Origin of the sequence: Psychrobacter sp. JCM 18901 (assembly GCF_000586435.1) — a bacterium.
GTDB lineage: Bacteria > Pseudomonadota > Gammaproteobacteria > Pseudomonadales > Moraxellaceae > Psychrobacter.
On the sequence record NZ_BAWH01000012.1, the window covers coordinates 1 to 12,557 of the forward strand.

At 41.6% G+C, this 12,557-nt stretch carries 2 protein-coding genes and 6 pseudogenes; 5 read left to right on the forward strand and 3 right to left on the reverse strand.

Annotated elements, in window-relative coordinates:
• Window positions 1–642 precede the first annotated feature (642 nt).
• The 4 genes and pseudogenes from thrS to rnr all read left to right on the forward strand — a co-directional run bounded on the left by thrS (window position 643) and on the right by rnr (window position 7,173).
• Window positions 643–2,576 (forward strand): annotated as a pseudogene (gene thrS, locus TT11_RS09710) (threonine--tRNA ligase).
• A 23-nt stretch (window positions 2,577–2,599) separates the two neighbouring features.
• Entirely contained in the window at window positions 2,600–3,103 is a 504-nt protein-coding gene (gene infC, locus TT11_RS09715; RefSeq protein ID WP_057762155.1) for a translation initiation factor IF-3, read from the forward strand.
• Window positions 3,104–3,509: 406 nt separating this feature from the next.
• Window positions 3,510–4,756: pseudogene (locus tag TT11_RS09725) on the forward strand (toxic anion resistance protein).
• A 139-nt stretch (window positions 4,757–4,895) separates the two neighbouring features.
• A pseudogene (gene rnr / locus TT11_RS09730) lies at window positions 4,896–7,173 on the forward strand (ribonuclease R).
• A gap of 118 nt (window positions 7,174–7,291) precedes the next feature.
• Here the strand turns inward: rnr and TT11_RS09735 are convergent.
• From TT11_RS09735 to hisA, 3 genes and pseudogenes are all read right to left on the reverse strand, one after another.
• Entirely contained in the window at window positions 7,292–7,573 is a 282-nt protein-coding gene (locus tag TT11_RS09735; protein ID WP_261870249.1) for a hypothetical protein, read from the reverse strand.
• Between the two features lie 81 nt (window positions 7,574–7,654).
• A pseudogene (locus TT11_RS09740) lies at window positions 7,655–9,281 on the reverse strand (mechanosensitive ion channel domain-containing protein).
• Between the two features lie 89 nt (window positions 9,282–9,370).
• Window positions 9,371–10,105: pseudogene (gene hisA / locus TT11_RS09745) on the reverse strand (1-(5-phosphoribosyl)-5-[(5-phosphoribosylamino)methylideneamino]imidazole-4-carboxamide isomerase).
• A gap of 1,098 nt (window positions 10,106–11,203) precedes the next feature.
• Between hisA and TT11_RS09755 the strand changes: the two are divergent.
• Window positions 11,204–12,551 (forward strand): annotated as a pseudogene (locus tag TT11_RS09755) (Na(+)-translocating NADH-quinone reductase subunit A); the annotation flags it as partial.
• Window positions 12,552–12,557 lie beyond the last annotated feature (6 nt).

A 12,557-nucleotide genomic window follows, 5' to 3' on the forward strand; every position in this document is an offset into this window, starting at 1 on the left:
AGTAGATAAAGAAATCTGTATTTCTTTCAATGGGTTATAAAATTGAGGTTGTTTATTTTCTTAAATACTAGTGTGCAATATTATTTAGCTCATCAATTTTTAATGAAGATGAGCTTATTTGTTCCTCATAACTGGACTTATTCATCCTATCATTCTTGAGTATTTTCCTTAAACAAATTATCTCTTATATTTTTGAATGTTGATATTCATATAATTACCACTATATAGGAGCTAAGTTATTCGGGGTTATATGACGCTTTCAATATACTGTTCTATATAGTGCAGTATATAACATTACCTTTAATAATAAGATATGGCTCTTATAAATTAGTCGCCGCGCAATCCCTTGATATCTAGTGTTGAGAGACGGTTTTTGCTATAATAGGTATTTTGCTGCATTACTTATATATGTTAGCTGTTATATTACTTCTATAGCGAAATGCATTTTGCTGCAATGCTATTGCTTAACTGGCTTTAAGCCTTATATCAGTTCTAGTATATATAGTCATAGTAACACTCTAGGTAATGCATCCCTTTCACAACATATCACGATGATTAGATATAATTGATGTGGTCTCACGGTTATATGATTGATGGTTGCAATCATCACTGCCAACGGACCCAATAATAGGCGAATAGATTATGGTAGCGATTACTTTACCCGATGGTAGTGTAAAAGACTTTGAAGGTCATACAACAGTCATGGAAGTGGCGCAAAGTATTGGGACAGGACTCGCTAAAGCGACGGTTGCTGGACGTGTAAATGGTCATCTAGTAGATGCACATGATCCTATCGTTGCTGATGCCAATGTTGAAATCGTAACGCCAAAAGACGACGACGGTGTTGATATTATCCGTCACTCATGTGCTCATCTATTAGGTCATGCTGTTAAGCAGCTATACCTGATGTGAAGATGGTCATTGGTCCTGTCATTGATGATGGTTTTTATTACGATATCTTTAGTGAAACGCCATTTACGCCTGAGCATATGGAAGCGATTGAAAAACGCATGATGGAGCTGATCAAGCAAGATTATGACGTTATTAAAAAAATGACGCCACGTGCCGAAGCGATTGAGATATTTAAATCACGTAACGAAGACTATAAGTTAAAACTTATTAATGATATGCCAGGTGAAGAAGCGTTTGGCTTGTATCATCACCAAGAATACGTCGATATGTGCCGTGGTCCGCATGTGCCAAACACGCGCTTTTTGAAAGTATTTAAACTGACCAAAATGTCAGGTGCTTATTGGCGCGGTGATGCCAAAAACGAGCAGTTGCAGCGTATCTATGGTACTGCGTGGGCTGATAAGAAACAGTTGAAAGCTTATATCCAGCGTATTGAAGAAGCAGAAAAACGTGACCATCGCAAAATTGGTAAAGCGCTGAACCTATTTCATATGCAAGAGCAAGCGCCAGGTATGGTGTTCTGGCATGCTAATGGTTGGACGATTTATCAAGTACTTGAGCAATATATGCGCAAAGTACAATACGATAATGGCTACGAGGAGATTAAAACACCTCAAATTGTTGATCGCAGCTTGTGGGAGCGTTCAGGACATTGGGGCAACTATGCGACCAATATGTTCACGACTTCTAGTGAAAACCGTGATTATGCGGTAAAACCGATGAACTGCCCTTGTCACGTGCAAGTGTTTAACCAAGGCTTAAAGTCTTACCGTGACTTGCCATTGCGTATGGCTGAATTTGGTTCTTGTCATCGTAATGAGCCATCTGGTTCTCTACATGGTTTGATGCGCGTACGTGGTTTTACTCAAGATGATGCGCATATCTTCTGTACGCAGGCACAAATTCAACAAGAAGTCGCTGACTTTATTAAGCTAACGCTTGCTGTCTATGAAGACTTCGGTTTTGACAATATTATTATGAAGCTCTCTACCCGTCCTGAAAAACGTGTTGGTAGTGATGAGTCTTGGGACTTTGCAGAAAAAGCGCTAGCAGATGCGCTTGATAGCTCAGGACTAGACTGGGATTACTTACCTGGCGAAGGTGCATTTTATGGTCCAAAGATTGAGTTCAGTCTAAAGGATTCTTTAGGACGTATTTGGCAGTGCGGTACCATTCAGGTTGATCCAAATATGCCTGAGCGTCTCGATGCTGAGTTCGTCAATGAGCAAAACGATCGTGAAGTACCTATTATGTTGCACCGTGCAATCTTAGGTTCATTTGAACGTTTCATCGGTATTTTGATCGAAAACTATGCTGGTTGGATGCCAGTATGGCTAGCACCGCAGCAAGTTGTGGTCATGAATATCACCGATAAGCAAGCTGATGCATGTGAAAACGTGGTTAGCGAGCTCAAAAATGCAGGTTTGCGCGCTATTAGCGACTTGCGTAACGAAAAGATTGGATTTAAGATACGAGAGAAAACATTAGAACGTATTCCCTATATGCTAGTATTAGGGGATAAAGAAGTCGAATCGGGCAGTGTTAACGTCCGAACTCGCGAAGGTGAGAACCTTGGCGTGATGAGTGTTTCTGAATTTATTACATTAGTACAGACCGCTGTCAGTAAAAAAGGCCGACAGACCCCAAAAACAGATGAGGAGTAATACCTATTAAACAGTCCAACCGTTTGAACATCAACGAAGATATCAATGTCAAAGAAGTCCGTCTCGTTAAAGAAGATGGCGAGCAAATGGGCGTGGTTGATATCGCAACCGCGATGAAAGCGGCACGTGATGAAAATCTAGATTTGGTTGAATTAGTTCCTGAAGCTAAGCCGCCAGTATGTAAGATCATGGATTATAAGCATTTCCTCTATGATCAAAAGCAAAAGGCTAAAGAAGCTAAGAAAAACCAAAAGCAGACTCAGCTTAAAGAGATGAAGCTACGTCCTAGTACCGAAGAGGCCGATTATCAGGTTAAACTGAGAAAAATCGTGAGCTTCTTGGAAGATCAAGACAAAGTTAAAATTAGCATCCGTTTCCGCGGACGTGAAATGGCGCACCAAGATATCGGTCGCAAACAACTTGATCGTATCATTGAAGATACTGCTGATATCTCAAACGTCGAACAGTACCCTAAGATGGAAGGTCGTCAGATGGGTATGCTGCTTGGACCCACTAAGAAAAAGTAATCTGTCTATTGGATTGCTTTGAGTGGTGGCTGTTAGTCTATATAGCTATTTATAACTCTAACCATCAATATGCTGCGGGATATTGATGGTTTTTTATTATTTGGACTCAAAAACTGCTGTAATGAACATAGCTATGCTGAACATAAATAGCCTAGCATCATTGACTGACGCTATTTTACAAAATCTACCTTCTCAACTTTCTGATTACACGGTAATCTAAAGATCTAGTTATATTTACTAGTCAGTATTTAGCAGTAACTAGTGATTATTTGATAGAAGCTAGTATGAGCTAAAGATAATTTATAAGTGTAAAAAAGCTAAGTGTATAAATAAAAACAATGTACATCACGACTGTCAGAGTCGTTGACAAAAAACACTTCCCTTCTCCGATATCAGAGGATATTTCATGCAAGAATTGACGCCACCAGAAAACGCTACAACTCCCAGTATCTCTCTAACAGCACCTGAACCTGTCAAAGAAATACAAAAAAAGTGAAGCAGATCAGATGGTCAAATTGGATGAAAGCCAAATTCCTGAGCTCGATGCCAAGGTTGATGCTTTTGTTGATCATGTGATTACCAACTCTGTGCATAGCGATGAGTTTCGACAGAACGTGCAGTCTATTCATAATCTAGGTACAAAAGAGATTCGCGAGTCTGCACAAGTATCTAACCGAATGTTAGATTTGCCCGCAAAAAGTCTTAATGACAGTTTATTCGACAACTCTCCTATTGCTAAATCGCTAACGGAACTACGCGGGATTGTCGAAGACTTAGATCCGAGCAAAAAAAGAGCTGACCAGCTCACGTAAGCTATTCGGTCTGATACCATTCGGTAATAAAGTACAAGATTATTTCCGCCAATATGAATCAGCACAATCACATATCAATGCGGTCGTTACCAGTCTCTATAATGGTAAAGATGAATTGCTCAAAGACAATGCGATGATTGAGCAAGAAAAAGTCAATATGTGGGAGCTGATGCAGTCTATTCGCCAATATGTCTACGTTGGCAAAAAGATTGATGAACAGCTAGAACAAAAAGTTTATGCGATAGAAGCAACAGATCCAGAAAAAGCTCGCATTATTAAAGAAGAGATGTTGTTTTATGTCCGTCAAAAAAACACTGACTTTTTAACTCAGTTAGCAGTGAATGTACAAGGCTATTTGGCGCTTGATACCATTCGCCGCAATAACTTAGAGCTGATTAAAGGGGTCGATCGTGCAACCACGACTACTGTGTCTGCATTACGCACGGCTGTTGTCGTCGCCCAAGCAATGACCAATCAAAAACTGGTACTAGATCAAATCACAGCATTGAACAAGACCACCAGTAGCTTGATTGAGTCAACCTCGGCAATGCTCAAGCGTCAGTCAGGTGAGATTCACGAACAAGCGACTAGCAGTAGTATTGAGCTTGATAAACTGCAAAATGCCTTCAATAATGTCTATGACACTATGGATATGATTAGCAATTATAAAATTGAAGCGCTAGAGAATATGAAGCAAACGGTCAATACACTGACCACTGAAGTAGATAAAGCACAAAAATACTTGGATAAATCAAATCAGACTACGGTATTAGAAGTCTCAAAAGAGTTGGATAGTAAAAAGATCACTAATCAATCAAGTAGTGTCGATATTGATATTTGATTTATCCCTATAGCGGTCGCCAGAAAACTGACTGCTTCCTGCTACCGAATACACATAAGACAATTGACGCAAGATATTGCAACGTCGTTCGTGTTAAGATAGCCACTATTAATAATTTTAAAAATAGATACGGTAATTTATGAGTTGGAATGATCCAAACGCCTCAAGTGAGGCAAAAAAATATGACAACCCGATTCCTAGTCGTGAGCTGATACTCAGCACGATTAATGAGCATGGGGAAGTCACGCATCAACAATTGGCAAAAGCCTTTAACATTGATGATCCTGATCAGTTTGATGCTTTGGGCAATCGCCTAAAAGCAATGGCGCGTGATGGCCAAGTGAATCGTGATGGTCGTCCTTATCGCTATCGTACAGTGACTAAGCAAGATATCGTCTCAGGTACAGTTTCTGCCCATCCAAAAGGTTTTGGTTTTGTAGTGCTAAGTGATATGCCAGATTTGTTTTTACATGAAAAACAAATGCGTTGGGTATTCAATGGCGATACAGTAGCAGCCGTCGGCACTTCGACAGACAATCGTGGACGTACCGAAGGGCGTATCGTTGATGTTGTCGAACGTCGTCAAAACAACTTTATCGGTACACTTGCTCGTGATGAAGACGGTTATTGTGTTGAGCTTGGTAGCCCAAACAATCATCAACCGATTACGGTTACTGATGACAATGTTCAGGCGCTAAATATCAAGCAAGGCGCTCCTGTTAAAGTCGATATCATTGACTGGCCAAACCAGCATGAATTTGCCACTGGTAAAATCACTGAAGTGCTGTCTGATGACAATGATCGTGAATTGATTATTGAGACTACCCTGCTCAACTATGATATTCCATCAGATTTTAGCGAAGCTGCGCTTAAACAAGCTGATGACTATCAAGAGCCAACTGAGAAAGACATAAAAGGTCGTACAGATATACGTCATCTACCGCTTGTCACTATCGATGGTGAAGATGCTCGTGACTTTGATGATGCTGTATTTGCTGAAAAGCGCTCTGGTGGTAACTACCGTGTCGTGGTTGCGATTGCAGATGTCAGCTATTATGTGACACCGAATTCACCACTTGATCAAGATGCCTATGAGCGTGGTACTTCAGTATACTTCCCGCATCGTGTGATTCCGATGCTACCTGAAGTGTTATCTAACGGTCTATGTTCATTGAACCCTAATCTAGATCGCTTATGTATGGTTGCTGATATCAAGATATCGCGCGCCGGTAAAGTGACTGGCTATGAGTTCTATCCGTCAGTGATGCACTCACAAGCCCGTCTCACCTATAATCAAGTAAACGATTATCTTGTGAACCCGAATGACAAGAGATTACCTAAATCACTGACAGGTAATAAAGACGTTAAAAAAATCTGTTGATACGTTACATCAGTTGTATGAGCTACTGCTTAAAAAGCGTGAAGAACGTCATGCAATGGAATTTGAAACAGTTGAAACGTATATCAAGTTTAACGAGAAAGGCGGAATCGAAGCGATTTTACCACGCACTCGTGGCGACTCTCAGAAGCTAATCGAAGAATGTATGCTGCTTGCCAATACTTGTGCGGCAAACTTTGCGCTTAAGCATGAGTTACCAGTTTTATATCGTAACCATGATAAGCCTGATAATGAGAAGTCGATGCGTATTCATGAATATGCGAAAAACTTTGGCTTACCATTTCCAGAAGAGAACCCGACTCAAGCGGACTATCAGCGCATTATTGAAGCGACTAAAGATAGACCAGATGCCATCAGTATTCATAGCATGCTGCTGCGTTCAATGATGCAAGCAAACTATGCACCTGACAATATTGGTCACTTTGGCTTAGCATATGACGAATATAGCCACTTTACCTCGCCGATTCGCCGTTATCCAGATTTGATGCTGCATCGCGCGATTAAGGCAAAAGTTACCAACAGCCCACAGCCTGTTATGGACTTTTCTCTTGAAGGTGCTGGTACACAAACGTCAGATACAGAACGCCGTGCAGAAAAAGCATCACGTTATGTAGAGTCTTGGCTCAAGTGTCACTATATGACCGATCATGTCGGTGAAGAGTTCGAAGGCGTTGTGACTACGGTTACTAGCTTTGGTCTATTCGTCACATTAACTGACTTATATATCGATGGTTTGGTTCATATCTCAAACGTTGGCGATGACTTCTTTGTCTACGATGAGCAGCAACAGCAGCTTATCGGTAAAGATAAAGGCACACTATTTGGATTGGGCGATTCGGTTAAAGTGAAGGTTGCGGGTGTCAACATGGACCTGTTACAAATTGATTTTGATTTGAAGGCTAAATTGCAATCTAGTGCAATGAACCAAAGCAAAAAAGGTCAACCGAAGAAAGAGCAGCCTAAGAAAGCCCCAGCGAAAAGAAGCAGTAACCGCAGAGGCGCTGCCAAAAAAAGCTAAGTTTAGACTGATACTTAGATACTGATGTTGTAATACAATAAAAAAGGCTAACGCAATCGTTAGCCTTTTTTTATGCTGTGTACTTTTCAATCATCAACGATATAGCTATTTATTGTGCCTATTGCGCATCGTCTAATTGGTCTACACGGTCTTGTTCGGCTTGCTGTGCTTGGTCAATTTTACTGGTAGCACTATCTACGATCGCTTTCGGCTGTTGACTAAGGGGCTGGCTAGTAATATCTGTATTAGAAGTAGCTACTGTAGAATCAGGCTGTTCAGCCGCTACACTACTGGTTGCAATCTCTCTGTTTTGTTCGCGACTATTACCATTGATAATGTTAAAGCCGAGTAATGCCACAATACCAATTACTGCAAAGATAATAACGTGTTTCATTTCCATAAAAAGCCCCGTATTTGAATAACCACCAAATATAGATTCTGTTGCACTTTTTATGCCTAAATTTTATTTAACGTCTAGTACCTATTCTTGCGGGCTATTATTATTCAATAAATCGGTCTCATCTGAGCTTTGAGCAATCTCTTGCTCGACTTTTTCCATCAGCTTGTCGTCAGGACGGGCATCGAGAACTTCATTCGCACTGCGACCTTGCAAAATGGTCTTGGCTCGGGCTTGGCTTGTTTTTTATCTTGGTCATCCGTATGACTCTCGCTGACCTGATTTGTTTCAGCAGGTTTAGGAATCGTCGGAGTAATCGTTATATCAGATTGAACATTATTAGCATTGCTGACACTGTTTTGCATGTGCTCAAAGGCTTTTTCTAACTTGTTGTTAAAGCGCAGACGATAGATAGGCTCAGGTAAGCTAAAGCCTTTATCTTCTAGTGCATGCTTGGTCTCACGAATGGCGATACTGCGTGCTTTGGCAAAGTCAGTCTCTGATTGGTCTACCCAAACCTGAAATTCCAAAACAATATTAGAATCGCCCACATTGGTAATAACCGCAATCGCCTTTGGTTCATTCAACACAAACGCCAGCGTATGTATCGCATCCAATCCGACTTTGATTGCTGCTAATGGATCATCATTGGCATCAACGCCCAATTCAAAAGTAAATCGGCGCTCAGGATTTTTGGTATAGTTTAGAATCGTACCTTTAAAGACTTCAGCATTTGGAATACGCAGCTGATTGCCATCTAGCGTCATTAATATCGTCGCACGTGACGTCAGACGAACCACAATCCCCTCTTGACCATTAATCACTACTTGATCACGTGCACGAAAGGGCTGACGGATACTGAGCATTAAAGAAGCAATATAGTTTTCGATAGTGTCTTTGACCGCAAAACCAACAGCGATACCAATGACACCAGCACCGCCGAGCAACGTGCCCAATACCGTTTCTGCACCGATCAAGCTCAGTGCCAGAATAAGACCAAAAATAATAAAGATAACTTTAATGGTCTGCGACAATAGCTCAGCGACAAAAGGATTAGGCGTGAGGCGCTGCCACATTTTTTTGCGTCTAGATAACCAACTACCAAACCATGTCACGAGTGCAAATATGACAATACCAACCAGCAATAAAGGCAGCGCCTTCACTAGGTTTTCCAATTGCGCTTTTAGGCCCTGATAAACTGTCGAGACGTTTTCTTGAACATCTAGTGTGCGGTTTATATTGTCATCAACCGTCACGACGTCTGTCAAACGGTTGGTCAAATTGATGCTTGCTGCGCCTTTTTTTCGTTGGCAGTTTCTCCCGACAAGGTGACGACACCTTGAGTAACACTGACAGTGACGGCTTGTAATCCTTCTATCTCAGAAAAGATTCCATTGATTCGCTGACGGATGTCGTTGTCTTTTTGGAGGGTGGGTGTGGTTTCAATTTGACCATTGTTGGTACTTTCACCATTGATTGCGGGTGGTGGGGCAGGAGTCGGTGTGGAAATATTGGTTTCTGACGTGTCATCATCTGCTGTAGCTGTACTGTCAGGTATTGCGTCCTCTACACCCAATGCCGCTGAGATACTAGAAATTTCTTCACTGGCAGCATGCGCTGAGAACGCAAAAAGGATGCTTAGTAGCAACACCATTTGACCCCACGCTTTTATAGAACTGCGTATTATTGGACTGTCAATGTAAGTGGCCATAAGCATCCTTTATTTTTTACGGATTTTTCTCGCTTAGCTGATTGCTGATAATTAGCTGTCTGATTTTAACCGACTAATTTTTGATTTATTTAGCTATCTAAGTAAAGCTGCGCTTCGCTCAAGTTCAATGTGCCTTCATAGATAGCGCGACCGGTAATGATACCTTCGATACAGTCATCGTAAGGCTTTAGCAGCTCAATATCTTTCATATCGGTAACGCCACCTGATGCAATCACAGGTAGTCCGCCTTCACGCGCCAAATTAACGGTTTGTTCAACGTTAACGCCTTGCATCATGCCATCGCGGGCGATATCAGTATAAACGATTGATGACACGCCTACATCTGCAAAGCGCTTAGCAAGCTCGGTCGCTTTGGTATCTGTCACGTTTGCCCAGCCATGAGTGGCTACCATACCGTCTTTGGCATCGATACCGACGATGATATGCCCTGCAAATTCGCGGCAAGCTTCCGCGACAAAATCAGGATCTTCAACGGCTTTTGTACCGATAATGATATACGTCAAACCTGCGGTAATATACTGCTCGATAGTGTTCATATTACGTACACCGCCACCCAGCTGAATAGGCAGGTTCGGGTAGCTTTGGTGATATCATTGACCACTTGTCTATGTACTGGCACGCCATCAAAAGCACCATTCAAATCGACCAAATGTAAGCGACGCGCGCCTTCATCTACAACGCGCGGCCATAGCAACTGGGTCATCAGAGAATACCGTATCATCTTCCATACGGCCTTGTTTTAAACGTACACACTTACCATCCTTTAAATCAATAGCCGGGATAATGACAGGCACAGCACACATATAGCATTCCTTATAAAGCACAAGATTGGCAATAAATTTAGTAAATTAAAATTTTGAGAATGAAACGTTATCGAAGCGTCAAATAACGAGAGAAAACGCTGCTTAAAAGTAGCATAAATTATGGACAGATCGAAAACCAAGACATCGCTAAGTTAGCAATCTGTTTGAATATAAATAAGAAAGACAGAAACTAGACAATCATAACCATAAGTTTAGTACGTAGAATCACTACCAACAATCGTTAAATTCTATTACTGACTGGCAATTTTAGGTCAATTTAGCGTATAATCCTAGGTAAATTTTTATTTGTTTCTATGTGATAGTAAACATGTGTTACGCTTTTTGTTGAGTTGTTACAACTCACTAATACAGCATGGTGATCAGGATGGATCGAGCAATCGCTCAATACGCCAATAAAATATTGGCTAAAAAAATTGCTAAAAAGGACTATCTGAAAAAAAATCTCAACCAATAGTCTCTAAACCATCGATTCTGCGGTATTTAACCTTAATTAGATGTCTTGCAAGCCCCTATCACTAGCTAACTATATTAAAACCGTTACGATTAAAACTATAGCAGCTTATAATAAGTGAAGTTTGCTTATCAGTTGCTTAGCTAGTTTGTCTTTTAACCAGTATATCATCTACCTTAATAGATCGTTATTTGGCCACACTCTTATTCTATCGAATACTTTTAGACGGTATTAGTGAGCGAGAGATGGTCAAACATACTGGTGTTACAAGTTTTAAATTTCAATGAAACGTGTGATAAAGCCATTTGTATTTAAACCAGTCTCTTTTAGCCATGTGCTGTAGTGATTGATTTCGATGAAGCGGTTTTAGCATACACCTTGGTAGCCAGTCGCCACTTTGGTAATTCGAATAAGACATTAACGTGTTGTTAAGGAGTCTAAGGTCAGCGTTAATACTCTTACTAGTAGTTATGATCATGTATTGTCTTCACAGAGCTTTCATCCCTATTTCACTATAAAGGAAATAGACGATTGAAGGCTTTGTTGAGTGATACAAATGTTCATGCTACCGATATACCAAACAGGACGTCTGGTATCGTTTTAGACTATGGACTAAGTTTTCGCTTATGATTACCATCAAAAAAGGTTTGGATTTGCCCATCACTGGTGAACCCTCCCGCGAGATATCTGAGCACCAACCGACACATGTAGCACTTGTTGGCTATGATTATGTGGGTATGAAGCCCACTATGAATGTCAAAGAAGGTGACATTGTAGCCAAAGGTCAGCCCGTTTATGAAGACAAAAAAACGTGTTGGCGTGATCTACACTGCTCCTGCTGCCGGTAAGGTCGTCGCTGTTAAACGTGGCGAACGTCGAGTGTTTGAGAGTCTTGTGATTGCGGTCGACCCAAATGGTGAAGAAGTAGACTTTGAGCGCTATGACTCACAGCAGCTTGCTGACCTAGACTCTGAAGTCGTTGAAACCCAACTGATTGCCTCTGGCGAATGGACGGCGTTCCGTACGCGTCCTTATAGCCGCGCACCCGAAATCGGCGCTCGTCCACATGCCATCTTTGTCACAGCAATGGATACCAATCCACTTGCCTTTGACCCGATGCTTGTGATCAATGAGCAGCTACAAGCGTTCAATGATGGACTTGCTGTATTATCTACGCTTAGTCCAAAGACCTTTGTCTGCCATCATGGCGATACCCAACTGACGCCAGTTGCAAAGACTGCAGCGAATAACGTCACTGAGTATCATGGTTTTGCTGGTAAGCATCCAGCTGGTCTTGCTGGTACGCACATTCACTTTTTGCATCCTATCAGCCGCGGTGTGACCGTATGGACGATTGGTTATCAAGACGTGATTGCCATCGGTAAATTGTTCACGACAGGCCGTCTATATACGCGCCGCATGGTGAGCTTGGCAGGTCCTGCTGTCACCAACCCGCATTTGGTTATGACTGAGCGCGGTGCTGATATCACTGCATTGACCAAAGGTAAGTTGGCTGCTGGCGAGAACCGTATCATTTCAGGTTCAGTATTGTCTGGTCGCAAAGTGTTTGAAAACATCGCCTATCTGGGTCGTTTTCACAATCAGATCAGCGTATTGACTGAAGGTCGTGAGCGTCCTGCGTTCCATTTCTTTACTCCAGGTAAAAACCGCTTCTCAAAACTGCCTATCTATATTTCGCAGTTCTTTGGTGGCAAAAAGTACAACTTTACTACGACAAGTAACGGCTCACCACGAGCGATGGTACCAATCGGTGTCTATGAAGAAGTCATGCCACAAGATTACCTACCAACTCAATTACTACGTGCATTGATCGTCGAAGACATCATTAGTGCCGTAGATTTGGGTGTGCTTGAACTGGACGAAGAAGATTTGGCACTATGCACCTTTGTATCTCCTGGCAAATATGAATTCGGTGATATTTTGCGTGATAACTTAACGCGCATTGAGCTGGAGGCTAAC

Excerpts from the sequence above, each read along its gene's own strand:
- TT11_RS09735 (WP_261870249.1), bottom strand. The coding sequence starts at position 7,573 with ATGGAAATGAAACACGTTATTATCTTTGCAGTAATTGGTATTGTGGCA.